Here is a 25,795-nt window from a genome sequence, read left to right on the forward strand (position 1 = left end):
CTGACCTCTGCTCGGCTCGCTAGGACTTCACGTCAACTCTAACCGTGTGGTAACCCGTGGCTCCGTTCGGCGCGACCGGGGCGGATTCCTCGGCCTGCGGCACGCCGTCGAGGGCTGTGGCCCGGACCTGGACCTCATACTGTCCCGGCTCCAGCGGCAGGGCCAGCTTCCACTGGTACCAGGTGTCCTTGGAGATGCCGGGGGCCAGCTCGGCCTGATGCCAGTCGCCGCGGTTGACCCGCAGCTCCACCTTGCCGATGCCCGTGTGCTGGGCCCACGCGACGCCGCCGAAGACAACCGTCCCGCCCTTCACGTTGGCCCCGTCGCGAGGCACGTCAATGCGGGACGATGTCTTGATGGGCCCGCGCTCGCTCCAGCCGCGGGGCGTCCAGTAGGCGACGTCGTCCGCGTACCGGGTCACTTTGAGTTCGGTGACCCACTTCGTGGCGGAGACGTAGCCGTACAGCCCGGGCACGATCATCCGGACGGGGAATCCATGTTCGAGCGGGAGCGGTTCCCCGTTCATGGCGACGGCCAGCAGCGCGTCGCGGTTGTCCGTGAGGGCCTCCAGCGGGGTCCCTGCCGTCCAGCCGTCCGTGCTGCGGGAGAGCACCATGTCCGCCCCGGGCTTGGGGCCGGCCATGGCGAGCAGTTCGCGCACCGGCCAGCCGAGCCAGCGGGCGTTGCCGATCAGGTCCCCGCCGACCTCGTTGGAGACGCAGGCGATGGTCACGTGCCGTTCCGTCAGGGGTTTGGCCAGGAGGGTGGCGTAGTCGAGCTCGATCTCCCGTTCCACCAGGCCCGTGACTTTCAGCGTCCATTCCGCAGGGTCCACCAGCGGGACGCGCAGGGCGGTGTCGATCCGGTAGAAATCTCTGTTCGGCGTCACGAGCGGGCCCAGCCCGTCCAGCCGGATCTCGGCGCCGGCCGGGATGGGCGGCGCGGGAGCGGCGGGCACCGGGAGGACCAGCTTGCTGCGCACGTCGCTGACGACGGCGGCAGCTCCCCTGAGGGTGGAGGCGAGCACACCGGCGACGGCGGCAACCGCGGCTGTCCCGCCCAGCGCCAGCAGGAACCGGCGCCGGGCGGGCCCGGCGTCGTTGGCTGTAGCATCTGCAGGCGCCACGGCGGGGGCTTCCTGCGGGGCCGGCTCAACCGGTGGTGTTTCCGCCGGGCCGGACGCCACCGCCGGCCGCCGGCCGGCATCGGGTTGCCACTCCAACAGTTTCCGGATGAGCCACCGCAACAGCGCGATCCCCACCAGTGCCACCAGCACCGGGACGGGGATGGCGTTGGCGGTCAGGTCCGCCCGGCTCAGCACGGCCACGAGCCCTACCGCGCCGAACACCGCGATGAGAATCACCCCGGCGAAACGGCGCCGCACTTCGAGGACTCCGGAGAGCGCCGCGAGCGCGGCGATGACCAGTGCCATGCCGCCCAGCAGCGCCACCTTATCCGCCGTGCCGAACAAGGAAATGGCCCACTCCTTGACGCCAGGCGGGACGGTGTCGATCACGGCCCGGCCGACGGCCGTCACCGGAGACACCGTGGGGCTCACCAGGCTGGCCGTGAGTTCACCGAGGACCACCGCCGTCCCCACGGCCACCAGTCCGGCCCCGGCGGCCCACAGGTCCCGGGACTGCCGCTGCCGGACTCCCGGTTCCGTATGCTGCTGTTCCCTGCCGGCGAGTGTGCCGCCGGTTTCCTTCCCCTGCCCGTCAAATCCGACGCCGCTGCTCACTGTGCCCGTCCCGTCCGGAGTTTTTCCTCTACCGCGTCGCGCGGAATCCTGTTGCGTGTGCCCTGGGCTGCTGCTGCCGGGGCTGATGCTCCCCCGGCAGCAGGCTCCCCGGCAGAAGTGCCGTGGCTGCCACCCGGCTCCTGGCCGGCTGCTCCCTGGCCGGGGAGCAGCAGCGAGAACCGGCATCCGCCGTCGACGTTCTCCACGGTGACGGTGCCTTGATGGGCGCTGACGATTCCGGCGACGATGCTCAGGCCAAGGCCGGCGCCGCTGTAGCGCATGACGCCCGCCGGCTCATCCGGCCCGGGCACCCGGAAGCCGTCGCCCCGGGCCGCGCCATCAGGGGCCATACCGTCCAGTCCGTCGTCCGGGGCGGCCCAACGGCCGGCCTGCCGCCGCGCCGGGTCCTTCTGCCAGCCGGTTTCGAACACATGCGGGAGGTCCGCTTCCGGGATTCCGCCGCAGCCGTCGGTGACCGCGACGACGGCCCGGTCACCGTTCCGGCCGACTTCCACGGTGACCCTGGAGCCGGGTCTGCTGTGGACGATCGCGTTGAGCACGACGTTCCGGATGGCACGTCCCATCGAGGGGCCGTCGGCGAGGGCCAGGCTTTCCCGTTGGCCGCCGCCGTCGAGCGTAATGCCGTGCTGCTCCGCCAGCGCGGCGAGGTCGGCAATGGCGTCGCTGGCGAGGTCGTACAGGTCCAACGGCTCGGCCTTGAGCCGCATCGTTCCGGCATGGATCTTCGACAATTCCAGGAGGTCGTTGACCATGCCGGCCATGAGGTCGGTCTGCGCGATGAGTTTGCGGTAATAGCCGGGAACATCCGCGGCCATTCCGTCTTCCAGGGCCTCGGTCATGGCGCGCATGCTCGCCAGCGGCGTCCGCAGGTCGTGGGAGATCCAGCTGACCAGTTCGCGGCGGGCGTTTTCGACGGCGGCCTCCCGTTGCCGGGAGGCCTCCAGCATCCGGCTGCTGGATTCGAGCTCGGCGGCGAGGGCGGCAAGTTCGTGGCTCATCACCGGGGACTGGATCCCGGGGCTCTCGCCGCGGCCGATGCTCCGGGCAGCCTCGACCAGCGCCTTGGCGTTCCGCGAAACCCTCGATCCGAGCACGAGCGCGATCGAAACAGCCACGGCGGAAGCCACGGCCAGGACGTACCACATCACTTCGAGGTCCCGGGCCGAGATGAACATGGCGTTGAAGGCGCTGACCATTCCGGCCGTCAGGACCGCCACGGCAGCGAGCACCACCACACAGATCTGGACTGCGAACGAGGCCCGGCGCAGGGATTTCAGGATGAGCAGCGACGCGGCCCCGATCAAGGCTCCCCAAGCAACGGCCCAGCCGATGATGGTCAGGAGTTCAGAGGTCTGCATCGGCGGACTCCTCCTCGTCGCTGGGGTCCAGCCGGTACCCCACGCCCCAGACCGTTTTCAGGACGGAGGGGCGGGTGGGGTCGTCCTCGATCTTCTCCCGCAGCCTCCGCACGTGCACCGTGACAGTGGACAGGTCCCCGTAGTCCCAGCCCCAGACCGCCTTCATGAGTTCCTCGCGGCTGAAGACCTGCCGGGGACGGCGGAGCATGAAGGCCAGCAGGTCGAACTCCCGGGCCGTCAGCGCCAGGGGCGTGCCGTGGCGTGAGACGGTGCGGGCGGCCGGGTTGAGGTCGAAACCGCCTACTTCGACGGAGGGCTCCGGGCTGAACTCGGGAATGCTCCTGCGCAGGACCGACCGGACCCGCAGTACCAGCTCGCGGGGCGAGAATGGCTTGGTGACGTAGTCGTCCGCGCCGGCTTCCAGGCCGAGGATCCGGTCGTCTTCCGTTCCGAGGGCGGTGAGCATGATGACCGGGACACTGTGTGCGGCACGGAGCCGGCGGCAGACTTCCACACCGTCCAGGCCCGGCAGCATCCGGTCCAGCAGGACGAGGTCCGGGCGGCGTTCGGCCGCAAGGCGCAGGGCTGTGAACCCGTCGGCGGCGAGGACCACCTGGTATCCCGCCTGAACGAGGTAGTCCCGGACCACTCCGGCGATGGTCGGTTCGTCCTCGACGAGAAGGATGCGCCGGTACTCCGTTGCGTCCGGGGCCGGCTGGGTCTTGTTCACGCTTCCAGCATAGGTTCGCCGCCACGGTCCGGGCAGAGCTCCGGACCCCCGCGGGACATCGTTCCCGAATCTGTAATATCCGTGCCGTCATGCGGCTGTGACGTGGGCAGCGAGGTGGCGTAGCCTGACTCTATGACAGTTCAACTGGGTATGCCCCAGCCCCGCGCGGCAGGCAGTCCCGGAGCGGGAATGCCTGCTGCAGCCGCGCTGTCCGGGCGTCCGGAGGGCCTGCCTGCCGGGCTCGTGGATCGCTACGGCCGCCGTGCCACCGACATGCGCCTCTCACTGACGGACAAGTGCAATCTGCGTTGCACCTATTGCATGCCGGCCGAGGGCTTGGAATGGCTGTCCAAACAGGCGGTGATGTCCGCGGAGGAAATCGTCCGGATCGTGCGAATCGGCGTCGATATGCTCGGCGTGCGCGAATTGCGGCTGACCGGCGGCGAGCCCCTGGTGCGGGCGGACCTGCTGCAGATCATCGCCGCGCTCCGCCAGGCCCACCCCGACCTGCCAATCTCGATGACCACCAACGCCGTCGGCCTGGACAAGAAGGCCGCCGGACTCAAAGCCGCGGGACTGACCAGAATCAACGTCTCGCTCGACTCCCTGCATGAAGAAACCTTTACCAAGCTGACCCGCCGGCCCTTCCTGGACAGGGTCCTCGCCGGCGTCGACGCCGCCTGGGCCGCAGGCCTGGGCCCGGTAAAGCTCAATGCTGTACTCATGCGCGGGATCAACGACGCCGAGTCGCCGGCCCTCCTGGCCTGGGCACTGGACCGCGGCTATGAACTGCGCTTCATCGAACAGATGCCGCTCGACGCGGACCACGGCTGGACCCGGCGGAACATGATCACCGCCGCGGAGATCCGCGAACTGCTCTCGGTCGACTACGTGCTCAGTTCCGACCCGCGGGACCGCGACGGCGCCCCGGCGGAACGGTTCGAAGTCCGGGCCCGGGTTCCCGGCACCGACCGCGCCACCGGCCCTCTGCTCGGCACTGTGGGCATCATCGCCTCCGTCACGGAGCCGTTTTGCTCGGACTGCCGCCGGACGCGCATCACCGCCGAGGGCAAGATCATGAGCTGCCTGTTCTCGCGCGAGGAAGTGGACCTGCTGGGGCTGCTGCGCGAGGGCGCCAGCGACGAACAGCTCGCCGAACGCTGGCAGGATGCCATGTGGATCAAGCCCAAGGCCCACGGCATGGACCATGTGGGCCTCGACGCGCCCGACTTCGTCCAGCCGGACCGCAGCATGAGCGCCATCGGAGGCTGATTTTTTTCGTGAATGTACGCTACTTCGCTGCCGCACGCGCTGCCGCCGGCGTGGATGAAGAACGCTACGACCTCGCCGACGGCGACACCCTCGCCTCGCTGCTCGAGGCGATCCTCGCCGTCGAGCGCCCCGAACCGCCGGCCGGTACGCCGCCGCTGGCCCGCATCCTGTCCCGCTCCAGCTTCCTGCTCAACGAAGTTGCCGTGCGGGACCATGCCGCGGCGCTCCAGCCGGCCGACGTCGTCGACGTGCTGCCGCCGTTCGCCGGCGGCTAGGCACAGCACAGCTGGGCCCGGATTCCTGGGCTACCGCGTGGACCGGACCGGTCCTAGAGTGTGGACTACCCGCGGCAGGCGACAAAACAATCAGGAGAGCGCCATGTTCACACTGCAGATTGAGCACAGGATCAAGGATTTTGGCATGTGGAAGACCGCCTTCGACCGTGATCCGGTGAACCGGGCGGCGTCTGGTGTCACTGCGTACCGGATCAGCCGCCCGGTGGACGACCCGCACTATGTGGTGGTCGAGTTGGACTTCGACCAACGCGAGCAGGCGGAAGCCTTGTTGGCCAATCTTCAGGCGAAGGTCTGGAACTCCGCCGACGCCGCCCCGGCCCTACAAGGGGCTCCAAAGACCCGGATCCTCGAAGCCGCCTCCTAAGACCTCACACCGGGACGGAGGCGCCCTCAGCGACGCGACGGCACACGGTGGTCATGAAGGGCGTGAAATCGCTCGCCTTGCCCAGGCGGAGACCGGCGGCGTGAGTCAGTTCACCGTCGTCCACCCGGAAGGTGTGCCGTGCGGTGCCGCGGTCACTCCGGCGTTCCACGGTCAAGGTGCCGCCTTCCATGCTGGCGCGCGCGGGTCCCTCGGGCGGCAACCCCAAGCTGTTGACGTGGTACCAGAAGGCCTCGGGATGGTCCGGGTCCGTCGTGAAGACACCGTGGCCCTCGGACCGGGTCCCGTCCGCATCCGTGTGCCGGTAGCTCTGGGTGACCGCAAGCCCGGCGGCTGCCCGGGAAAAGATAATCTCGGTGTCCGCGGTGCGCGCCGGACCCCACGCGGTTGCCTCCCAGTGCGTGGTCCCCGTCCAATGGCCCAGGAAAGCCTCAAGCGCCTCGCATGCATTGCCTGGCAGCGGCCGGTCCACAGTTTCTCCCATACGGAGTTCCTCCCGAGTGACCCCGCCACCATCATGGCGCCGCGCCAGTTGGAATGTCTAGGCCAGGAGCCCGAACGTCTCGCTTTCCTCGAACGGGCCAACCACCGTGACGGTCCGCGGGGCTGCCGCGAGCTCACGGGCGAGCTCCTGGACCTCCGCTGCTGTGACGGCCTTGATCTGGCGGAGGGTCTCATCGATGTCCTGGTACTCGCCGGACACCAGTTCCGCGCGGCCCAGCCGGGACATCCGGGAACCGGTGTCCTCCAGCGCCAGCACGATTCCGCCGCACAGCTGTCCCTCCGCCTTGCGGAGCTCCTCGTCTGAGATGCCGTCGGCAGCCAGCTTGTCCAGTTCGGCGCCCAGCAGATCAATGACCTGCCGGACCTTCGACGGGGTGCATCCGGCGTACATGCCGAAATAGCCGGCATCGGCGTAGGAGGAGGCGAAAGAGTAGGTCGAGTAGACAAGTCCGCGCTTTTCCCGGACCTCCTGGAAGAGGCGGGAGGACATGCCGCCGCCGAGGACGGCGTTGAGCACACTCATCACAAAGCGGCGGCCGTCGGTGGCGACCAGCGACGGGCAACCCATAATGATGTTGGCCTGCTCCACCTGCCTCTTGACCACATGCAGGCCGGCCGTGCCGGTGATCGATGCACGTTCGGTGGAGCGGCGCTGCACGGGGGCGGCCGCGGCCTCAAGGTTCCAGCCGGCGGAGTGCAGGGCATCCACCACGAGCCCGCAGACGACGTCGTGGTCCAGGCCGCCGGCCGCGGTGACCACGAGCTCGTCGGGACGGTAGTAGCGGCGGTAGTGGTCCCACACCGAGTCGCGCGCCACGGCCCGGATGGCTGCCGGCGTGCCGCCGATGGGGCGGCCCAGCGGGTGCGTTCCCAGCACGGCGGCCACGAAGTTCTCGTGCGCGACGTCGGTGGGATCGTCGCTGTCCATGGCGATTTCCTCGAGGATGACGTCCCGCTCCTGCTCCATCTCCTGCGGGTCCAGGACCGCACCGGTGATCATGTCCGCGATGACGTCGATCGCCATGGGAAGGTCCGTGTCCAGCACGCGGGCGAAGTAGCAGGTGCTCTCCTTCGCGGTGGCCGCATTGGATTCCCCGCCGACCTCGTCGAAGGCCGAGGCGATCTCCAGCGCGGTGCGGCGCTTGGTGCCCTTGAAGAGCAGGTGCTCCAGGAAGTGCGTGGAGCCGTGCTGGCCGGGAGCCTCGTCGCGGGAGCCGACGCCGACCCAGAAACCGATCGTGGCAGAGCGCTGGCCGGGCATCGCTTCGGTGAGGACGCGGACGCCGCCGGGCAGGACCGAGCGTCGCACCTCGGAGCCGCCGTCGGCGCCGTGGATCAGGGTGTCAGCGTGCTGGTTCTGCTCTAGCGGCAGGGGGACGACAGTCATCAAGGCCTTTCATTGAACACATGCCAAATCTGCCTGCCATCCTACCTTTAACAGCAGCGGGGCCGGTGGTTGATCCACCGCGAGAGGGACAGCTTTCCGCGATCGTCGATCTTGGTGATTTCCACCTGGATCTTCTGGCCCACGGAGACGACGTCGTCGACGTTGTCCACGCGCTTGCCGCCGGCGATCTTGCGCAGCTCGGAGATGTGCAGGAGGCCGTCCTTGCCCGGGGTCAGGGAAACGAAGGCGCCGAAGGTGGTGGTCTTGACGACCGTGCCCAGGTAGCGCTCACCGATTTCCGGGATCTGCGGGTTGGCGATGGCGTTGATCGCGGACCGTGCTGCGTCGGCAGACGGGCCGTTGGTGGCGCCGATGTAGACAGTTCCGTCGTCCTCGATCGAGATGTCGGCTCCGGTGTCTTCCTGGATCTGGTTGATCATCTTGCCCTTCGGGCCGATGACCTCGCCGATCTTGTCAACCGGGATCTTGACCGCGATGACGCGCGGCGCGAACTCGGAGAGCTCGTCCGGGGTGTCGATCGCGGAGTTCAGGACGTCCAGGATGTGCAGGCGGGCTTCGCGGGCCTGCTTCAGGGCGGCGGCCAGGACCGAGGCCGGGATGCCGTCGAGCTTCGTGTCCAGCTGGATGGCCGTGACGAACTCGGAGGTACCGGCAACCTTGAAGTCCATGTCACCGAAGGCATCTTCGGCGCCGAGGATGTCGGTCAGGGCGGCGTAACGGGTCTGGCCGTCGACCTGGTCGGAGACCAGGCCCATGGCGATACCGGCAACAGCAGCCTTCAGCGGCACGCCTGCGTTCAGCAGGGACAGCGTGGAGGCGCAGACGGAACCCATCGACGTCGAACCGTTGGAGCTGAGAGCCTCAGACACCTGGCGGATGGCGTAGGGGAATTCCTCGCGGGACGGCAGCACCGGCATGATGGCGCGCTCTGCGAGGGCACCGTGGCCGATTTCGCGGCGCTTCGGGGAACCGACGCGGCCGGTCTCTCCGGTGGAGTACGGCGGGAAGTTGTAGTTGTGCATGTAGCGCTTGCGCGTCACGGGAGACAGCGAGTCGATCTGCTGTTCCATCTTGAGCATGTTCAGCGTGGTGACACCCATGATCTGGGTCTCGCCGCGTTCGAAGATGGCCGAGCCGTGGACGCGGGGCAGAACCTCAACCTCGGCGGTGAGCTGGCGGATGTCCGTCAGGCCACGGCCGTCGATGCGGATCTGGTCCTTGAGGATGCGCTGGCGCACAACCTGCTTGGTGACGGAGCGGAAGGCTGCGGACAGTTCCTTCTCGCGGCCTTCGAACTGGCCGGCCAGGGAAGAGGTGACCTCGTCCTTGAGCTCGTCGGACGCGGTGTCGCGTTCCTGCTTGTCGGCGATCTGGAAGACAGCGGCCAGCTTCTCGGCGGCAGCGGACTCCACGGCGGCGTAGACGTCGTCCTGGTAGTCCAGGAAGACCGGGAACTCGACGGTCGGCTTGGCGGCGCGGGCTGCCAGGTCGGACTGTGCTTCGCAAAGGGCCTTGATGAACGGCTTGGCAGCCTCGAGGCCCTCGGAGACAACCTCTTCGGTCGGGGCGGTGGCGCCCTGTTCCTTGATGAGGTTCCAGGAGTTGTCGGTGGCTTCGGCTTCAACCATCATGATGGCGACGTCGTCACCGGCGATGCGGCCGGCGACGACCATGTTGAAGACGGCGTTCTCGAGCTGGGAGTGCTTCGGGAACGCAACCCACTGCGAGCCGTTCTCGTCCGCAACGAGGGCAACGCGGACGCCGCCGATCGGGCCGGAGAAGGGCAGGCCGGAAAGCTGGGTGGACATCGAGGACGCGTTGATCGCGACGACGTCGTAGAGCTCGTCCGGGTTGATGGACAGCACGGTGACGACGATCTGGACTTCGTTGCGCAGGCCCTTGACGAACGCGGGGCGCAGCGGGCGGTCCATGAGGCGGCAGGCCAGGATGGCTTCCGTGGAGGGACGGCCTTCGCGGCGGAAGAACGAGCCCGGGATGCGGCCGGCGGCGTACATACGCTCTTCGACGTCGACGGTCAGCGGGAAGAAGTCGAAACCTTCACGCGGGTGCTTGCCGGCGGTGGTTGCGGACAGCAGCGCGGTCTCTTCATCGATGTAGACCATCGCTGCGCCGGCTGCCTGCTTGGCAAGGCGGCCGGTTTCAAAGCGGATTACACGCTTGCCGAAGCGGCCATTGTCAATGATTGCTTCTGAGAACTGGATTTCGGGACCCTCCATAGAGAGTCACCTCCGTTTCTTGGTTCACGGAGCCCAGCCGCATCAACCCAGTCCAGCATCTGTCTACTGGCCTGCACTGCACCCGGTCATCGATCGAGACCCACGGGCCGGGCCTCATTCCTTGAGGCCGTTCCCGGGGATCACTACCGAGGACCGCGAATGCGTGATGCGGTTGATCCTCCTGTTTAGTTTTTTCCTGAAGAAGGCGGCCCTTTCCGGTCCGGAAGGGGCCGCCCCTTAAAGCTGACTAGCGACGCAGGCCGAGGCGCTCGATGAGCTTACGGTAGCGGGTGATGTCAGTATTCTTGAGGTAGGTGAGCATGCGCTTGCGACGACCAACCATGGCCAGCAGACCGCGCTGGGTGTGGTAATCGTGCTTGTGCTCCTTCATGTGCTCAGTGAGATCCTTGATCCGCTGAGTCAGGACTGCAACCTGGACCTCCGGCGAACCGGTGTCGCCCTCGGACGTTGCGAAATCCTTGATGATGGACTGCTTTACAGCGGCTTCAAGTGCCACAATAACTCCTAGAGATGTGCCGTGAGGCCCGAATCAGTAATTCACTGCCGGGGGTGCCGTCCCGGAATCCCCCGCCGAAGCCGGGTATTCCGTACACAACAGGAGCCAGCCGCCACGGACTGCAGCCGGATCCAACGTTCAGTTTAGTGGCACGTCCGCGGTCTTGTCGAAACCGCCGGGCGCGGCCGCCGACTCTGGCGGCGCGCCAGCTGCCTGCGGCGGTTGCGGGTTTCCACTTTCCTGGGCTGAGAGCAGTTCGCGAATGGCGGCGACGCCCCGGTAAAGCTCCGCGAAGGATGTGCTGAGCGGCGAGAGCCCGATCCGGAGGCCCTGCGGGGCGCGGAAATCGGGAATCACGTCCTGGTCCCACAATGTGGCGGTCATTTCACGGAAGGCCGGGTGGTCGATCGTCACGTGGCTGCCGCGCAGTTCCGCCGCCCGCGGGGTGGACAGCTGCACGCCGGCCGGCGCCAGCCACGCGTCGTAAAGTTCGAGGGCATAAGCGGTCAGCAGCCGCGACTTCTCCCGGAGCGCAGCCATCCCCGCTTCCTCGATCAGGTCCAGGGTGCCGCGCATGGCGAGCATCCCGAAGATCGCCGGAGTGCCGCTGAGGAAGCCGCGGATGCCGGGGGCGGCCTCGTAGCCGGGACCCATCTCGAACGCGTCCTTGCGCCCCATCCAGCCCCAGATGGGCTGCTGCAGCCCGGCCAGGTGCCGTGCGTTGATGTAGGCGAACGCGGGCGAGCCCGGTCCCCCGTTCAGATATTTGTAGGTGCAGCCTGCCGCGAAGTCGACGTCGGCGTCGTMCAAAGCGATCTCTACAGACCCGGCGGAGTGGCACAGGTCCCACACCACCAGTGCGCCGGCGTCGTGGATTGCCGCGGTGATGCCCGGCAGGTCCGCGAGGAAGCCGGAGCGGTAGGCGATCTGGCTCAGGACCACGACGGCGGTGGCCGGCCCGGTGGCGTCCCGCACCTGCTCGACGGTGACGCCGGAGGCGGGATCGGCGTGGATCCAGCGCAGGCTCAGGCCTTCTTCACGGGCGATTCCCTCCACCAGGTAGCGGTCGGTGGGGAAATTATCGGTGTCCAGGACGATCTCGGTCCGGGCCGGATCGGTGACGGCTGCCAGCGCGGCGCGGATGAGCTTGTACAGCACCACGGTGGTGGAATCGGCAATGATCGTCTGCCCCGGCGCCGCGCCGAGTACGGCGCGGCCGAGCTGGTCGCCGATCTTCTGGGGCAGTTCGAGCCATTCCTCGTCCCACCCCCGGATCAGGCGGCCGCCCCAGCTGTCCTGGATGAAGCTGCTGATGTCGGTGACGGTCCGCTTGAGTGGACGGCCCAGGGAGTTGCCGTCAAGGTAGGACAGGTCCGTGTCCGTGCCGACGAAGTGGTCGCGGTAGCCGGCCAGCGGATCCGCGGCGTCGAGCTCGAGGGCGCGCCTCCACAGGCTGTCCGTCGCTTCGGTGTTGGCGGAGATGCTCACTGGCCGATCTCCGTCCGCACGGCGAAGAGCTCGGGGAAGAAGGTCAGTTCGAGGGCCTTCTGCAGGAACGCGGCGCCGCTGGATCCGCCGGTGCCGGCCTTCATGCCGATGGTCCGTTGGACGGTGCGCAGGTGGCGGAAGCGCCACAGCTGGAAGTTGTCCTCAAGGTCCACAAGTTCCTCGCAGGCCTCGTATGCGCCCCAGTTGTCGGCGGCGTTCTCGTAGATGTACTTGAACACCGGGACCAGTTCGGGGCAGAACTCGTGGGCCTTGGTGACGTCGCGCTCCAGCAGGGAGGCAGGGACGTCAAAGCCCTGGCGCTTGAGATAGGCGAGGAAATCGTCATAGATGCTGGGGGCTTCGAGCAGTTCGCGCAGCATCTCGTGGGCCTCGGGGTCCGATTCGAACACCGGAAGCATCTTGGCGTTCTTGTTGCCGAGGAGGAACTCCACCGCACGGTACTGGCTGGACTGGAATCCGGACGAGTTGCCGAGGAAGCCGCGGAACTGGGAGTACTCGGTGGGCGTCAGGGTGGCCAGGACGGACCATTGCTCGGTGAGCGTCTTCTGAATGTGCTTGACGCGGGCAATCGCTTTCAGGGCGGACCCGAGGTCGTCCGACCGCAGCCACGCGGCGGCGCTGCGAAGCTCGTGCAATACCAGCTTCAGCCACAGCTCCGTGGTCTGGTGCTGGATGATGAACAGCATCTCGTCGTGGTGTTCCGGGGTGCTGACCGGCTGCTGGGCGCTGAGCAAGGTGGGCAACTGCAGGTAGGACGCGTAGCTCATCCGCGCGCTGAAGTCCCGGACAATGTCCTGGTCCAGTTCCCTCGTGTTTTTCTCGATGGTCACGTGTCTTGCCTTCCTTGCCAAGTGGCTGTGAATCAGCGCGGCTCCAGTGAATCAGAACATTGTCAGCGCGGGGGCCGACGCCGATCCGGCCGGGTTTTTAGTGGGCGAACAGGAGGTCGTGGGCCTGGACGACGTCCAGGCGCATCTGCTCCACCAAAGCTCCAGCCCCACGGTACGCCACCATGCCGCGGAGCCTGGCGACAAATTCCACCACAACTGTCTGGTCGTACAGATCGAAGTCGTCGGGAGACTCTTCCGGGCGGTCGATCACGTGGGCCTCGACCTGACGGCTCACGCCGTCGAATGTCGGGTTCGAGCCCACGGAGATGGCGGCGGGCCAGCGCGTGCCTGCCTGGTCCACGAGCCAGCCGGCGTAGATGCCGTCCGCGGGGATGTACCCGGTGACCGTCGAGGAGAGGTTCGCGGTGGGGAACCCGAGGTCGCGGCCACGTGCGGCACCGTGTACTACCTCGCCGCGCATCCGGTGCGGCCTGCCGAGCACGGCAGCGGCGGTGGCGACGTCGCCCGCGCGCAGGGCCTCGCGCACCCACGTGGACGAACAGCGGCGGTCCGTGCCGTCGTCGTCGTGGATGGGAAAGCCCTCTGAGCCGAATTCGCTGATGACCAGCACCTCGAACCCGAGCTTCTTGCCCAGTTCCTGCATGGTGGCGAGGTCGCCGGAATTGCCGCGGCCAAACCGGGCGTCGTGGCCGATCACCACGTGGCTGGCCTTGAGGCTGTCGACCAGCACTGTCGCGACGAATTCCTCGGGAGTGAGGCTGGCGAGCTCCATCGAGTACTTCATCACCAGCACGGCGTCGAGGCCGAGCTCTCCGAGGGCCACGAGCTTGTCCTCCAGCCCCATGATCAGTTCGGGAGCCGATTCCGGACGGTGTACCTGCGCGGGGTGCGGGTCGAAGGTGATGGCGACGGCGCGTGCGTGATTCAACCGGGCGGTACGGATGAGCTGCGACAGCACCTGCTGGTGGCCGCGGTGCACGCCGTCGAAATTGCCGAACGTGACAACCGAAGGACCAAAGTCCGCCGGGACCTCGGACAGATCGTTCCAGATGTGGACCATCAACCTCGCCTTTTGCTGCCTGCCATGAACTGCTCCGGAGCGACCGTGCCGGCTCCGGAACTCTCTAAGATTACCCGCAATCCGGGCAACTTCCGGACGGTCCGCCGGGCTCCCGGGGCAGCCCCGTAAAGGCCCCGCCGGAGGGACCACGGTTAATCGGCGGCAGGGCGAAGGTGTGAGGCGGGTGCGCGCTAGCGTCCGAGCAAAAGCCGCCGCTCGCTGTCGCGCACCGTCTGTTTCCGCCAATTCCGCCAATGCAGCAGCACGGCGACGAGGATGAGGGGGACGTGCAGCCCGGGCAGGATATTCGCTAACCACCGCGGGAGGTAGATGTCCGTGACGGAGCCCGAGCCGTCGCCAAGATTTTTCGCGACGACGGTCAGCGGGCACTGGAAGCCGGTGCCCGCAAAAATCAGCGATTCGCTGGCAACCACGACGGCGGCGGCCCTCGTTTTCCGGTCATTGCGGCCCGTGATGCCGGCGTACAGGACGTAGGCCATACAGGCCTCGATCACGAGCCAGGCAAGGGTGTGGAGCGTCTTCACTGCCCGCAGCATCAGACTGCGCTGGTCCATGCCTCCACCCTAGGCCCGCCCGGGCGCGCATGCTTGGGACTTTCGGCCCGGTGCAGGGAGCCCGGCGACGGAGGGGCGCCGGTTTCGGGGGTCCCACCGGGTCAGTCGAGGCGAGCTTCAGTCCAGGCGAGGGGTCACTCCAGGCGGAAGTAGGTGTTCCGGCGGGGCGTCCGGGCGGGGTCGAGGTGGGGTGGCGGGATGAACCAGGGGATCCCGGTCCGTATCTGGATGCTCCAGTGTTCCTTGTGGATCACGTGGTGGTGATGGGAGCAGAGCATGGTGCCGTTGCCGGTTCCGGTGGTTCCGCCGCGGGACCAGTAGGTGATGTGGTGGGCCTCGCACCAGGGGGCCGGGATCGTGCATTGCGGGAAGGCGCAGCCCCGGTCCCGGGCCGTGATGGCCTTGCGGATGTGGGGCGGGAAGACGCGGGAGGCGCGGCCGATGTCCAGGATCTGGCCCTCGCCGCCGAGGACGACCGGGATGATGTCCGCGTCGCAGGCCATTTTGCGCACCGTGAACGCGGTGACGGGACCGGTGAACGCCAGAGATCCCGTGGCCCCGTTTTCGGAGCCGGTCGTCCCGAGCCGGGTGAGCAGGTCGCGGTAGTCGATGGTGGCCATGATCTGGGGCCGAAGTCCGCCTGCGGCGGGCAGCCCTCCGGTGGCGAGGGCTGCTTTGCACGCGCCGACCAGGCCGTCGAGCAGCCGTTGCGGCCGGGAGCGGAGGTCCAGGGACAGCAGTGCGGCGTCCTTTTCGGCCGTGGCGGGCTCGTCAGACGGGCCGGGCGCATCCGACGCCGCTGACCCGTCGCCCGGTCCGGCTTGCGCCGTGTTGCCGGTGGCGGTGCCCTCGCCGGTGCGAGGGTTGGTGGCGGTGTTCATCACGGTGATCAGGTGCTCGAACTGGTCCGCGGTCGCGAAGATTTCCAGGTGCTGCAGGCCGTGCCGGGGTTTGCGGAGAAAGGCGCCCTGGATCCGGCGGAGCAGTTCCTCGGAGGGCTCGGCGCCGTCCTGGTCCAGCGCCTCGGTCCACCGGCGGGCGATCCGAGCCAGGAAGTCGGCGTCGTTTTCGATGGCCGTCACTGTCAGGGCATGTTCCATGGTGGCGGCGGCCTCGGGGAGGCAGCTGTGCCGGACCCGGTCCAGGGCGAGCGTGACGAGGGTTGCGGCCCGGGACGCGACCTCGCCGGACGCGACGGCGGCGGCGAGCTCCTCCCGGACCGGTGGCCCGGTATGGCCGCCGCTGCCGGCGCGGGGCAGCAGCTCGGCGGCCAGCGTCAGCCGGCGCTTTGCCTCGGCGGCGCTGATCCGCAGCCGCGCCCGCAAAAAATCTGTGGCGTTCCGGTAGCCGTCATCCGCTGCAGCGGACATCCCCATTTGCCCGGCAAAGTCACCGCGGGGGCCAGTTCCGGCCCCGGCCTGCGTCCCGCCGACAGGTACGCCGTGAGCCCCGGCGTCGGAAACGGCATCAGCTCCCCCGCCGGCCCCTGCATCCGTCCCGCCGTCGGATTCCTGTTTCCAGCCCGTGAGCCAGCCCGCCTGGGACGCTTCCTCACCCCAGCCGTGTGCGGCCGGCGCGGTGAACGCGGCTTGTTGGCGCGTCCGCTCTACCGCGGCCACGGCAACGAGCTGGAAGTATTCGACCGTGCGGGACAGGTCCTCGACGTGGCCGGCAAAGTCCGCGGCCTCCCGCAAGCCAAACCAGGCGGCGTCGACATCCGCAGTCGGGCTCGAAGCCCGCAGCGCCGCCAGCGCCGCGTCCACCGCCGCACCCGCGGCGGCCAGGCGGGGATGCCGGGAGGACACAGCCGGGCCGGCCCACGGGGCCCGGTCCGGGATGAACTCTCCAATGGCTTCCATAACTAAACCCTGCCAGAGGGGTACGACAGAAATAACGGAAGCCATTCTGCCGGCGCGCGACTCATAGTGGGTGACTCCCGGCAGCACACCTCAGAGCACCTGGAGCCCATAGGGCACGTCTGGGCACGTAACACTGCGTACGACCCCCGCCCTCCTACGGACCCGTGCGTGGCAAGCTGTAGGGATGGACAGCACAGCCGCTCCCCAAGTCGGGGAATCACCGTTCGCACCACTGCTGCCGGGCGATCCGCGCCGCCCGTTGGGCCCACGCGATCCTGGCGATGCCTGGGTCGATGGCGACCGGGGGCGGTTCTGGGGTCGGTTCGGTTCCGCCGGGCTCCTGGTTCACGACCCCGCCAAGGGGGTCCTCCTCCAGCACCGCGCCTTGTGGAGCCATCAGGGCGGCACCTGGGGGCTCCCCGGCGGCGCCCTGCACCAAGGGGAAGAAGCCATCCACGGCGCGTTGCGGGAAGCACACGAGGAAGCGGCCGTGCCTCCGGGGAATCTCCAGGTCCTGTTTACGTCAGTGTTCGACGTCGGCTACTGGTCTTACACCACCGTGGTGGCCCTTGCACTGCAGCCGTTCGAGGCCGCGATCAGTGATGCGGAAAGTATCGAACTGCAGTGGGTGGGGATCGACGGCGTCGGCGGCAAGGAACTGCACCCGGGCTTCGCCGCGGCCTGGCCGGGGCTGCGCAGCAGGCTCACGGAGGCCCGGCGCATCGCCGGCCGCTTGTAGTCAGCCGGAGTTAGTGGTCCCGCGGCGCGGGCCGTCGGCGGTACAGCCAGATGAGTCCCAGGATCGGCAGCAGGAGCGGGATGAATCCGTAGCCGCGGCCAAACAGGGACCACACTGTCTCATGCGGGAAGTTCACCGAGTCGAACACGCTGAGTGCTCCCACCACCAGGACGCCCACAAGCTCCACCATGACTGCCGCCACCGAGACCTTGAACGCGGTGCGCCCCGGCTTCGCCAGCGACACCGTGGCCACGACGTAGACGGCAGCGGCGAACGCGGACAGCAGGTAGGCCAGCGGCGCCTCGGAAAACTTCGTGAGAATCTGGTAGCCGGCCCGGGCCGTCGCCGAAATCGCGAAGATGGCATAGACAGCAATCAACAGCCGTCCCGGCCCGGTGTTGCGGGTATCGGTCGTCGCCGGCGCAGTGTCGGCGGATCCAGCGTCCGCCGGCCCAGGGGTCCGGGACGCCGGCGCCGCCGGGTTTCCGGTGCCGTCGTGCGGGGAGTTTGCGCTCACGTTTTCTGCCTCTTCCATCTCAATACCAGATCTGGTTCATGCGCGCCGCCATCACCAGGGCGGTGACGCCGACGGCGGCCAGGACAAAGTTGCTCCAGCGGGTCCGCTCCAGGATGGACCAGTAAACGGCCCCGATCGGGAGGATCAGCGCCGTCGCCAGATAGCCCCAGAACTCCCAAGACTCCCCCGCGATCCGCTCGCCGCTGGCCACCCGGACAATCGAACCCCCCAGATAGACCAGGAGGGCAAGTTCGACGGCGGCCACCGACAGTATCGTCGTGTCGTTGGGCGCCTTCTTCAGGAGGCCCGCGACGACGCAGATGATGCTGGAGAGCAGGCCAACCACCAGAATGATGTAGAAATACGCGTCCACTACTGGCCGGCCAGCTTTTCTGTGGGCTGCTTATCTGTTGGCTGCTTGTCTGTGGCCGGCTTGCCGTTGCCGGGCTTTTCATTATCCGGCGCGAAGACGAGCACAGGTTTGGCGTAGCTTCCCGCATCGGCCAGGAGGGCCACGAGGGAACCATCCGGCGCGAACGCCGCTGCCGGTTTGTCCGCGGTCGCTGCCTCGGGCGTGCCTGCGGTTGCTCCGGCTCCGATTCTGCGGCCGAAGGAAATCTCGGTGGTTTCCGCCTCGCTGAGTTCGCGGTTCGGCATGAGTGCCCGTGCGGCGTCCGAGATTTCCAGGACATCCAGCGTCTCGGCCAATTGTTCGAGGGTGTGCGCCTGATCAAGGGTGTATGGACCCACTTGAGTCCTCCGCAGTGCAGTCAGGTGGCCGCCGACGCCGAGAGCATCGCCGAGGTCGCGGGCCAGGGCACGGATGTAGGTACCGGAGGAGCACTCCACGGTGACGTCGACGTCGAGGGCCTCGCCGTCGTGGACGGGACGGGTCTCGTGGATCTCAAAGCGGTGGATCGTTACAGGCCGGGCTGCGAGCTTGACCTCTTCACCGGACCGGACCCGGGCGTAGGCGCGTTCGCCGTTGACCTTGATGGCACTGACGCTGCTGGGAACCTGCTCGATTTCCCCGGTCAGTGCCGCGACGCCGGCGCGGACGGCGTCTTCGGTGACCCCGGCGGCGCTGCGGGTGGCGGTGACCTCGCCTTCCGCGTCGTCCGTCACGGTGGATTCACCGAGCCTGATGGTGGCCGTGTAGGTCTTGGACGTGCCCACGATGTAAGTCAGCAGCCGGGTGGCCTTGTTGATGCCCACCACCAGAACGCCGGTGGCCATCGGATCCAGTGTCCCGGCGTGGCCAACCTTTCGGGTACCGGCAATCCGCCGCATCCGTCCAACCACATCGTGGCTGGTCCAACCTTGCGGCTTGTCTACTATCACCAGTCCAGAAAGCACGCCTCCCAGTATATGCGGGCCAGCCCTGCCCCGACGCCCACCGTCCCGCCGCCACCGCGGACGCCGGGCGTTAGGATGGCAGACATGCCCGAGCTTGCCGCACATGTCCGCGACGTCCCGATCAACCAGATCCGCGAGATCACCGAAGCCGCCTGGGGAACGCCCGGTGCGATCGTGCTGAGTATCGGGGAGCCGGGCTTCGCAGTCCCCCGCCATGTCCTCGAAGCCGGCATGGCGTGCCTGGACCGGGACGAGACCAACTACACACCGAACGCCGGGATCCCCGCGTTGCGGGAGGCCTTCGCCGCCCGCTTCCGTGAACACAATGCGACGCCGGTCGGCGCGGAGCGCGTCTACGTGGTCGACGGCGCCCAGCAGGGCCTGCATTTCGCCATGAGCCTGTTGCTCTCCCCCGGGGATGAGATCCTCATCCCCAATCCCGGCTACCCCACCTTCGCGATGACGTCCAGCCTGCTGCACGCCGTTCCGGTCCGCTACCCGCTGTACCCGGAGCACGATTTCCAGCCGCGGATCGAGGACATCGAGGCGCTCATCACGCCCCGCACCAAGGTGCTGATACTGAATTCCCCGTCCAACCCGCTCGGTGCTGTCCTGGGCGAGGATCTGACCCGCCGGCTCGTGGAGCTGGCGAGGCGGCACGATCTGTGGGTCATCTCGGACGAATGCTACGAGGCGTTCACCTACGATGTCCCGCACGTCAGCCCGGCCCGCTTCGACAGCGACGCCCCAGGCGAAGCACGCGTTTTCACCTCGCTCACGCTCTCCAAAACCTACGGGCTGACGGGACTGCGGATCGGTGCGCTGATCTGCCCGCCGGGGCTGGAACAGAAGATGAACAACGTCATGGAGTCGATCGTGTCGTGCGTGGCCTCGCCGTCGCAGTACGCCGCGCTGGCAGCGCTGACCGGTCCGCAGGACTACGTCAGCCACGCCCATGCCCACTACCGGGCCAACCGCGACGCGGCCTCGGCGGTGCTGCGCACCCACGGCATCCCCTACCTCGCGGCCCAAGGCGCGTTCTATTTGTGGGCGGACGTCTCGCATGCCAGTGGCGGGGATGTCCGGTCATGGACGCGCCGCTTCCTGGCGGACTCCGGGGTGGCCTTCGCCCCCGGCACGGCGTTCGGCTCGATCGGCGAGGGCTGGATCCGGATCGCGCTCTGCGGCAGCCAGGCCGATCTTGTGGAGGGCCTCGGCCGCATCCCTGCGCGCGAGCCGGCGGGCACCGACGGGTCAACCGGCCCTATCGCCGGCGAAGCTGGCGCCCTAGCCTGAACTCACGGCGATTCCAGGCCTGCCCGGTGTACTGGCGGCGGGCTGGCCCGGCAGGGCGCCGCCGATTTCCGGCCGAGGGAGTACATCGTGTGGTGGCAAGACCTGTTGTGGGGTTTCTGGAATGGGCTGACGGCATGGATCGTCCTGATCGCCCATGTCTTCGGCTTCTGGAGTGAATTCCCGTTCTACAACTCCGCCCGTGCGGGAAACTGGTACGACTTCGGCTATCTCCTGGGCATGGGATCTCCCGTGCTGGGCGGCGGGCTGGGAGCCCGAGGACGCTCAAGACGCCGCTAGGCGGACAGTGCGGCGTCGAGCCAACTGCGGAGGGCCGCGGCCGGCGGCGCTCCAGCCTGGCGGGCCGCCACAGTGCCGTTCTTGATGACAAGCAACGTGGGAATGGCCTGGATATCGAACCGGCGGGACAGCCCCGGGGAGGTGTCGACGTCGACCTTCACGAGCTTGACCTTACCGGCCCGCTCCACCGCCAGCTTGTCCAGCACCGGGCTGACCATCCGGCACGGCCCGCACCAGGCCGCCCAGAAATCGACGAGAACCGGAACCGAAGACTGCTCCGCCACAACCGGAAAATCTGCGTCACCCGCCGCCACTATCCACGGAAGATCCTGGCCACAATTGCCGCAGCGCGGGTGCCCGGCAGCCGCCGCAGGAATCCGGTTGGTCTTCCCGCAGTGCGGGCACTTAGTCAGGCTGGATTCCACGGCACGCCGGTGCCTTCCCGCATACACGCACTCATGGGTCCATGGGACTCGCCTGCACTTGGACGGGCATAGAGTCGAAGGTCACCGACGCCGCGGACAGGAGACAAGCCAGGAGAAATGAGCGTCCGCGGGAACTGTCGACTTCGCCGGCCCACCGGAATACAATCCGCTTGGGAAGCAGGCGTGGGTTTCCGGCTGTGCTTCCCCGATCTTCAAACGGTCTCATCGGTCTCGAACTGTGGATACTTCATCACGGCCACGGGAGCACACCATGAGAAAACTAATGACATTTCCATCCGCGGCTGCTATCGCCGCGGTGTTCCTTTCCACCCTCACGGCTGCGGCCGCCACCCCGAACGGACAGCCACCGGCCACTTTGGCGGGCGGACTGGTGGCCCCGCTTCATGTCAGCGCCGGCCATGACAAAACCGTCACGGTCAGCGAAGAATTCGCGGGCCGGCTGACCCGGATCGACGCTCACGGTACCAAGAGCGTCCTCTACTCGAATCCTGCTTGGGACGTCGCCGGAAATGCCCAGCGCGGATCGACAACCTACTTCCTCGAGAGCCAGGGCGCTGGGCCCGAGGACCAACGTCCGCTCGCCGGTCATGTTCACACCATCGATGGCGACGGTCGGCAACGCACCTACGGCGACTTCGCCGCACTGGAAGCTGGGCATAACGCCGACGGAGAAGTCCACTACGGCTTCCGCAACCTGCCGAACGGGTGCGCAGCGCTGCTGCCGCCCGAGATGCCGGCGGCCTACAACGGTGAAGTGGATTCCCATCCATACGGGATTACCGTCTCCGGCCACACCCTCTATGTGGCGGATGCGGGCGCAAACAGCGTGGTGTCCGTTGATATAGAGAGCGGGAAGACACGGACCGTCGCTGTACTGCCGCCTCGGCCGTTCACGATTACGGCCGAAGCCGCAGCCGCCAACCACCTGCCGGCCTGCGTGGTCGGGCGGAGCTACGACTTCGAGCCGGTACCCACCGATGTTGGGGTTGGGCCGGACGGCTGGCTCTACGTCACGTCGTTGCCGGGAGGACCCGAGGACCCGTCCTTTGGGGCCAGGGGCGCCGTCTTCAAGGTGGATCCGGACAACGGTCACGTGAAGGTGTTCGCGGACAAGATCCTGTCCCCCACCGGCTTGGCGGTGGATAACGACGGCGACGTGTTCGTCGCGTCCCTGTTTGGTATGGGAGTCCTCAAGATCGACGGGGACTCCGGCCGGCAGAGCACGCTGTTGAGCGCTGGGCTCACGGCCGACGTCGCCCTTCAAGGTTCCACGCTGTACGCCACCGTCAACGCCCTTCCGACTGAGGGCCCCTCGACAACACCCCCCAACGGCCAAGTCGCGGTCCTGAGCCTCAAGCACGCATCGCAAAATAGCGCCTCTGGCACCTAGCAGCACCAAGACCCGGAACAGCAGGGGCCGGATCCGTTACCGGTTCCGGCCCCTGCTGTGGAAGGCATTTCTACTTGTTGCGGTCCTCATCGATTGCGTCGTTGTCAATGAGGTCCAAGTCCTCTTCGTCAAAGTCGTCCTCGTCGAGCTCCACGTCCTGCGGAGTGTCACTCTTGTAAGGATCGGCGTCGCCGGCGTGCTTTGCACTTTCGGCAAGCGCGGCCACCTCGGCGTCCCGCTTCTTCGCCGCCCGGAGCAGCTCCTCAAGGTTCGAGGCGTTGACAGGGATCTGGTCAGCCACGAACTCGAGCGTCGGAGTCAGCCGCACGGTGATGTTCCGCCCGACTTCCTGCCGCAGCACGCCCTTGGCCTTCTCAAGCCCCTTGGCGGCATCGGCCTGGGCCACCTCGTCACCGAACACGGTGTAGTAAACAGTTGCGTGCTGCAGGTCGTTGGTCACCCGAGAGTCGGTCACGGTGACGCCTTCCAGGCGGGGATCCTTCACCCTCCGGCCCAGCGCCTCAGCAACGACAACCTTAATCCGCTGCGCCAACTTGGCAGCCCGTGCGGGATCAGCCATTTCCACTCCTAAAAATTTGGATGTACGACGGCGCTGTAATGGCTGCCGTACACCAGTTGGGTTTTCATGCCACGCGCCTAAGGCGAGTCTACGACGGACTCCCGTTGGATTCTTCCGGCGGCCCTTTGGAGCCGTGGAGGGGGCCCGGGAGTGGCATCGGGCCTGCCGGAGCTGGGGGGCTGACGTCGTAAGACGTCGGCCACCCAGCGTAGGGGCGGGGCCCCCTCTACGGCGGAAAAGTGCAGGGCCGCCGGAAAATCCAACGGCCCCGCACCTGTACTGCTAAACCAACCTAGACGCGCGGCTTCTCGCGCATCTCGAAGGTCTCGATGATGTCACCTTCGGTGATGTCGTTGAACGAGCCAAGACCGATACCACACTCGAAGTCCGTGCGGACCTCGGTTGCGTCGTCCTTGAAGCGCTTGAGCGTCTCAACGGTGAGGTTGTCACCGATGATCTTGCCGTCGCGGCTGATGCGGGCCTTGGCGTTGCGCCGGATAACACCGGAGCGGACGATCGAGCCTGCAATGTTGCCGAACTTGGAGGAACGGAACACTTCGCGGACCTCGGCGGTGCCAAGCTGGACCTCTTCGTACTCCGGCTTGAGCATGCCCTTGAGGGCTGCCTCGATGTCATCGATTGCTGCGTAGATGACGGAGTAGAAGCGCATGTCCACGCCTTCGCGGTCTGCCAGTTCGGCAACACGCTCGGCGGGCTTGACGTTGAAGCCGATGATGACGGCGCTGTCGACCGTTGCCAGGTTGACGTCGTTCTGCGTGATCGCACCGACACCGCGGTGGATGACGCGGAGCTGGACACCCTCGCCGACGTCGATCTTGAGCAGCGCGTCTTCGAGGGCTTCCACGGCACCGGACACGTCACCCTTGAGGATGAGGTTGAGGGTGTCGATCTTGCCATCGGCGACGGCCTGGTCGAAGTCTTCCAGGCTGATGCGCTTGCGGCGCTTGGCCAGGGCGGCGTTGCGGTCGGCAGCTTCACGCTTCTCGGCGATCTGGCGGGCGGTACGCTCGTCAGCGGTCACGAAGAAGGTGTCACCGGCGCGCGGGACGTTGGACAGACCCAGCACCTGCACAGGGCGGGACGGGCCGGCCTCGGTCAGGGCGCTGCCGTCGTCGTCGAACATCGCACGGACGCGGCCGTGGGCCGTGCCTGCCACGATGGTGTCGCCGACGTGCAGGGTACCGGACTGAACCAGGACGGTGGCCACGGAACCGCGGCCCTTGTCCAGGTTGGCTTCAATCGCGATACCGCGGGCGTCCTTGTTCGGGTTGGCGCGCATGTCCAGAGCGGCGTCTGCGGTGAGCAGAACGGCGCCGAGGAGCTCGTCGATGTTCAGGTTCTGGCGGGCAGAGACCTCCACGAACATGGTGTCGCCACCGTATTCTTCCGGAACCAGGCCGTACTCGGTCAGCTGGCCGCGGACCTTGTCCGGGTTGGCGCCTTCCTTGTCGATCTTGTTCACGGCCACGACGATCGGCACGTTGGCCGCCTGGGCGTGGTTGAGGGCTTCAACGGTCTGCGGCATGACGCCGTCGTCCGCTGCGACCACCAGGATGGCGATGTCGGTAACCTTCGCACCACGGGCACGCATGGCGGTGAACGCCTCGTGGCCCGGAGTATCGATGAAGGTGATCTTGCGATCGATGCCTTCGTGGGCGTGGGTGACCTGGTAGGCACCGATGTGCTGCGTGATACCGCCGTGCTCGCCCGCCATAACGTCGGACTTGCGGATGGCATCGAGCAGTCGGGTCTTACCGTGGTCAACGTGACCCATGACGGTGACAACCGGAGGACGTGCCTCGAGGTCTTCATCGCCTTCGGCTTCCAGTTCGGCGTCGAAGTCGATGTCGAAGGTGGAGAGCAGCTCGCGCTCCTCGTCCTCCGGGGACACAACCTGGAGCTTGTAGCCAAGCTCCTCGCCGAGCAGGGCGAAGGTCTCTTCATCCAGCGACTGCGTGGCGGTGGCCATTTCGCCGAGGTGGAAGAGGACCGTCACCAGTGCTGCCGGGTTTGCCTCGATCTTGTCGGCAAAGTCCGTGATGGACGAGCCACGGCGAAGCCGGACTACGGTGTTGCCGTCGCCGCGGGGTACGCTCACGCCACCCAGCGACGGAGCACTCATCTGCTCCAGTTCCTGACGCTTGGCACGCTTCGACTTGCGCTGCTTGCCACGGCCTGCGCCGCCCTTACCGAAGGCACCCTGGGTGCCGCCGCGACCGCGACCGCCCTTACCAAAGCCACCACCGGCCGGAGCGCCGCCACCGGCACCGGGAGCACCGGTACCCGGAGCGCCACCCGGACGGCCCGGACCACGGCCTCCGCCGCCGGGACGGCCGGCACCAGCGGGTGCGGGACGTTCGGTGCGGTTAGGCATCATGCCGGGAGTCGGGCGGTTGCCGCCGGCTCCTGCCGGACGACCGGCGCCGGGAGCGCCGGCCGGACGCGGGGCGCCGGGGCGGGGGCCGCCTGCGCCTGCTGCCGGACGGGGACCACCCGGACGGGGGCCGCCTGCGCCTGCTGCGGGGCGCGGACCACCGGGGCGTTCACCCTCGGTGCGGCTTCCGCCCGGACGGGGCATGCCCTGGGAAGGAGCGAACGGGTTGTTGCCCGGACGCGAGGGGCGTTCGTTGTCGCCGCCGCGGCCGCGGGGCATGCCCTGGGACGTGGCGAACGGGTTGTTGCCGGGACGGGGACCGCCCGGACGCGGTGCAGAACCACCCTGGCGTGCCGGAGCAGCCGGGGTTTCAGCCTTAGGGGCCGGACGCGCGCCGGGCTTGACGCCCGTCGACGGAGCGGCCGGGGCCTGGGCGGCGGGGGCTGCCGGGGCCTGGGC

Annotated in this window: 25 protein-coding genes; 7 read left to right on the forward strand and 18 right to left on the reverse strand. The window is 67.5% G+C overall.

Annotation, left to right across the window (positions count from 1 at the left end; genetic code table 11):
* Positions 1-19: 19 nt before the first annotated feature.
* From AC1DZV_RS18855 to AC1DZV_RS18865, 3 genes are all read right to left on the reverse strand, one after another.
* Positions 20-1,588 carry a molybdopterin-dependent oxidoreductase gene (locus AC1DZV_RS18855; protein WP_476954357.1) on the reverse strand — a complete coding sequence of 523 codons (1,569 nt, stop codon included), beginning with the start codon at positions 1,586-1,588 and terminating at the stop codon, positions 20-22.
* Between the two features lie 149 nt (positions 1,589-1,737).
* Complete coding sequence (locus AC1DZV_RS18860; protein WP_476950531.1) at positions 1,738-3,120, reverse strand: sensor histidine kinase; 1,383 nt, start codon at positions 3,118-3,120, stop codon at positions 1,738-1,740.
* The gene (locus AC1DZV_RS18865; RefSeq protein WP_043436237.1) at positions 3,107-3,850 is read right to left on the reverse strand and encodes a response regulator transcription factor; all 744 of its coding nucleotides are present in this window, start codon (positions 3,848-3,850) and stop codon (positions 3,107-3,109) included. The genes AC1DZV_RS18860 and AC1DZV_RS18865 overlap by 14 nt, the downstream gene beginning before the upstream one ends.
* A 132-nt stretch (positions 3,851-3,982) precedes the next feature.
* Between AC1DZV_RS18865 and moaA the strand changes: the two genes are divergently transcribed.
* The 3 genes from moaA to AC1DZV_RS18880 all read left to right on the forward strand — a co-directional run bounded on the left by moaA (position 3,983) and on the right by AC1DZV_RS18880 (position 5,782).
* A complete protein-coding gene (gene moaA / locus AC1DZV_RS18870) occupies positions 3,983-5,122 on the forward strand; it encodes a GTP 3',8-cyclase MoaA (RefSeq protein WP_028277206.1) in 1,140 nt (379 codons plus the stop codon).
* 8 nt (positions 5,123-5,130) lie between these two features.
* Positions 5,131-5,397 carry a MoaD/ThiS family protein gene (locus AC1DZV_RS18875; protein WP_079551345.1) on the forward strand — a complete coding sequence of 89 codons (267 nt, stop codon included), beginning with the start codon at positions 5,131-5,133 and terminating at the stop codon, positions 5,395-5,397.
* A 103-nt stretch (positions 5,398-5,500) separates the two neighbouring features.
* Positions 5,501-5,782 (forward strand): hypothetical protein, encoded by a 282-nt coding sequence (locus AC1DZV_RS18880; protein WP_028277204.1) that lies wholly within the window; start codon positions 5,501-5,503, stop codon positions 5,780-5,782.
* 4 nt (positions 5,783-5,786) lie between these two features.
* Here the strand turns inward: AC1DZV_RS18880 and AC1DZV_RS18885 are convergent, their stop codons facing one another.
* The 9 genes from AC1DZV_RS18885 to AC1DZV_RS18925 all read right to left on the reverse strand — a co-directional run bounded on the left by AC1DZV_RS18885 (position 5,787) and on the right by AC1DZV_RS18925 (position 16,320).
* Positions 5,787-6,284, reverse strand: coding sequence for a DUF1579 domain-containing protein (locus tag AC1DZV_RS18885; RefSeq protein WP_476954346.1), 498 nt, complete (start codon positions 6,282-6,284; stop codon positions 5,787-5,789).
* 57 nt (positions 6,285-6,341) lie between these two features.
* Positions 6,342-7,691, reverse strand: a complete 1,350-nt coding sequence (locus AC1DZV_RS18890; protein ID WP_243181750.1) for a M16 family metallopeptidase — start codon at positions 7,689-7,691, stop codon at positions 6,342-6,344.
* Between the two features lie 47 nt (positions 7,692-7,738).
* Positions 7,739-9,949 carry a polyribonucleotide nucleotidyltransferase gene (locus AC1DZV_RS18895; protein WP_476954347.1) on the reverse strand — a complete coding sequence of 737 codons (2,211 nt, stop codon included), beginning with the start codon at positions 9,947-9,949 and terminating at the stop codon, positions 7,739-7,741.
* A 247-nt stretch (positions 9,950-10,196) separates the two neighbouring features.
* Positions 10,197-10,466, reverse strand: coding sequence for a 30S ribosomal protein S15 (rpsO, locus tag AC1DZV_RS18900; protein WP_018774485.1), 270 nt, complete (start codon positions 10,464-10,466; stop codon positions 10,197-10,199).
* A gap of 138 nt (positions 10,467-10,604) precedes the next feature.
* Positions 10,605-11,954, reverse strand: a complete 1,350-nt coding sequence (kynU, locus tag AC1DZV_RS18905; RefSeq protein WP_476954348.1) for a kynureninase — start codon at positions 11,952-11,954, stop codon at positions 10,605-10,607.
* Positions 11,951-12,805 carry a tryptophan 2,3-dioxygenase gene (kynA, locus tag AC1DZV_RS18910; RefSeq protein WP_223914012.1) on the reverse strand — a complete coding sequence of 285 codons (855 nt, stop codon included), beginning with the start codon at positions 12,803-12,805 and terminating at the stop codon, positions 11,951-11,953. Before kynA ends, kynU begins: the two co-directional genes overlap by 4 nt.
* A 97-nt stretch (positions 12,806-12,902) precedes the next feature.
* Entirely contained in the window at positions 12,903-13,886 is a 984-nt protein-coding gene (locus tag AC1DZV_RS18915; RefSeq protein WP_476954349.1) for a bifunctional riboflavin kinase/FAD synthetase, read from the reverse strand.
* 191 nt (positions 13,887-14,077) lie between these two features.
* Positions 14,078-14,461, reverse strand: coding sequence for a hypothetical protein (locus AC1DZV_RS18920; protein WP_028277198.1), 384 nt, complete (start codon positions 14,459-14,461; stop codon positions 14,078-14,080).
* A gap of 134 nt (positions 14,462-14,595) precedes the next feature.
* A complete protein-coding gene (locus AC1DZV_RS18925) occupies positions 14,596-16,320 on the reverse strand; it encodes an HNH endonuclease signature motif containing protein (protein ID WP_476954350.1) in 1,725 nt (574 codons plus the stop codon).
* A 184-nt stretch (positions 16,321-16,504) separates the two neighbouring features.
* Here AC1DZV_RS18925 and AC1DZV_RS18930 point away from each other — a divergent pair, with 184 nt between their 5' ends.
* Positions 16,505-17,059 (forward strand): NUDIX domain-containing protein, encoded by a 555-nt coding sequence (locus tag AC1DZV_RS18930; RefSeq protein WP_476950537.1) that lies wholly within the window; start codon positions 16,505-16,507, stop codon positions 17,057-17,059.
* A 10-nt stretch (positions 17,060-17,069) separates the two neighbouring features.
* On the opposite strand, the gene AC1DZV_RS18935 is transcribed toward AC1DZV_RS18930, so the two are convergent.
* Genes AC1DZV_RS18935 through truB form a run of 3 tightly spaced genes read right to left on the reverse strand, consistent with a single transcriptional unit; the run spans position 17,070 to position 18,932 of the window.
* Complete coding sequence (locus tag AC1DZV_RS18935) at positions 17,070-17,594, reverse strand: hypothetical protein (protein ID WP_476950538.1); 525 nt, start codon at positions 17,592-17,594, stop codon at positions 17,070-17,072.
* A gap of 1 nt (position 17,595) precedes the next feature.
* Positions 17,596-17,949: a hypothetical protein gene (locus AC1DZV_RS18940; RefSeq protein ID WP_028278244.1), complete on the reverse strand. Its 354-nt coding sequence runs from the start codon at positions 17,947-17,949 to the stop codon at positions 17,596-17,598.
* The gene (truB, locus tag AC1DZV_RS18945) at positions 17,949-18,932 is read right to left on the reverse strand and encodes a tRNA pseudouridine(55) synthase TruB (protein WP_476950539.1); all 984 of its coding nucleotides are present in this window, start codon (positions 18,930-18,932) and stop codon (positions 17,949-17,951) included. The genes AC1DZV_RS18940 and truB overlap by 1 nt, the downstream gene beginning before the upstream one ends.
* Positions 18,933-19,016: 84 nt before the next feature.
* On the opposite strand from truB, the gene AC1DZV_RS18950 reads away from it, so the two are divergent.
* Both AC1DZV_RS18950 and AC1DZV_RS18955 read left to right on the forward strand, forming a co-directional pair.
* Positions 19,017-20,228, forward strand: a complete 1,212-nt coding sequence (locus AC1DZV_RS18950; RefSeq protein ID WP_476950540.1) for a pyridoxal phosphate-dependent aminotransferase — start codon at positions 19,017-19,019, stop codon at positions 20,226-20,228.
* A gap of 87 nt (positions 20,229-20,315) precedes the next feature.
* Positions 20,316-20,525, forward strand: a complete 210-nt coding sequence (locus AC1DZV_RS18955; protein ID WP_028278246.1) for a hypothetical protein — start codon at positions 20,316-20,318, stop codon at positions 20,523-20,525.
* Here the strand turns inward: AC1DZV_RS18955 and trxA are convergent.
* Positions 20,522-20,950, reverse strand: coding sequence for a thioredoxin (trxA, locus tag AC1DZV_RS18960; RefSeq protein WP_476954351.1), 429 nt, complete (start codon positions 20,948-20,950; stop codon positions 20,522-20,524). The two genes, AC1DZV_RS18955 and trxA, sit on opposite strands and share 4 nt — an antisense overlap.
* A 283-nt stretch (positions 20,951-21,233) precedes the next feature.
* Here trxA and AC1DZV_RS18965 point away from each other — a divergent pair, with 283 nt between their 5' ends.
* A complete protein-coding gene (locus tag AC1DZV_RS18965; protein WP_476954352.1) occupies positions 21,234-22,361 on the forward strand; it encodes a ScyD/ScyE family protein in 1,128 nt (375 codons plus the stop codon).
* 70 nt (positions 22,362-22,431) lie between these two features.
* Here the strand turns inward: AC1DZV_RS18965 and rbfA are convergent, their stop codons facing one another.
* A complete protein-coding gene (rbfA, locus tag AC1DZV_RS18970) occupies positions 22,432-22,941 on the reverse strand; it encodes a 30S ribosome-binding factor RbfA (RefSeq protein WP_018774499.1) in 510 nt (169 codons plus the stop codon).
* A 292-nt stretch (positions 22,942-23,233) separates the two neighbouring features.
* The coding region (infB, locus tag AC1DZV_RS18975; protein ID WP_476954353.1) for a translation initiation factor IF-2 at positions 23,234-25,795 on the reverse strand (2,562 nt) is incomplete at its 5' end.

It is taken from the genome of Arthrobacter sp. P1_D12, from assembly GCF_056406175.1.

Coding starts and splice junctions, on each gene's coding strand:
- AC1DZV_RS18860 (WP_476950531.1), bottom strand. CDS start 3,120: ATGCAGACCTCTGAACTCCTGACCATCATCGGCTGGGCCGTTGCTTGG.
- moaA (WP_028277206.1), top strand. CDS start 3,983: ATGACAGTTCAACTGGGTATGCCCCAGCCCCGCGCGGCAGGCAGTCCC.
- AC1DZV_RS18880 (WP_028277204.1), top strand. CDS start 5,501: ATGTTCACACTGCAGATTGAGCACAGGATCAAGGATTTTGGCATGTGG.
- AC1DZV_RS18885 (WP_476954346.1), bottom strand. CDS start 6,284: ATGGGAGAAACTGTGGACCGGCCGCTGCCAGGCAATGCATGCGAGGCG.
- AC1DZV_RS18890 (WP_243181750.1), bottom strand. CDS start 7,691: ATGACTGTCGTCCCCCTGCCGCTAGAGCAGAACCAGCACGCTGACACC.
- AC1DZV_RS18895 (WP_476954347.1), bottom strand. CDS start 9,949: ATGGAGGGTCCCGAAATCCAGTTCTCAGAAGCAATCATTGACAATGGC.
- AC1DZV_RS18915 (WP_476954349.1), bottom strand. CDS start 13,886: ATGGTCCACATCTGGAACGATCTGTCCGAGGTCCCGGCGGACTTTGGT.
- AC1DZV_RS18920 (WP_028277198.1), bottom strand. CDS start 14,461: ATGGACCAGCGCAGTCTGATGCTGCGGGCAGTGAAGACGCTCCACACC.
- AC1DZV_RS18925 (WP_476954350.1), bottom strand. CDS start 16,320: ATGGAAGCCATTGGAGAGTTCATCCCGGACCGGGCCCCGTGGGCCGGC.
- AC1DZV_RS18930 (WP_476950537.1), top strand. CDS start 16,505: ATGGACAGCACAGCCGCTCCCCAAGTCGGGGAATCACCGTTCGCACCA.
- AC1DZV_RS18935 (WP_476950538.1), bottom strand. CDS start 17,594: ATGGAAGAGGCAGAAAACGTGAGCGCAAACTCCCCGCACGACGGCACC.
- AC1DZV_RS18950 (WP_476950540.1), top strand. CDS start 19,017: ATGCCCGAGCTTGCCGCACATGTCCGCGACGTCCCGATCAACCAGATC.
- AC1DZV_RS18965 (WP_476954352.1), top strand. CDS start 21,234: ATGACATTTCCATCCGCGGCTGCTATCGCCGCGGTGTTCCTTTCCACC.
- rbfA (WP_018774499.1), bottom strand. CDS start 22,941: ATGGCTGATCCCGCACGGGCTGCCAAGTTGGCGCAGCGGATTAAGGTT.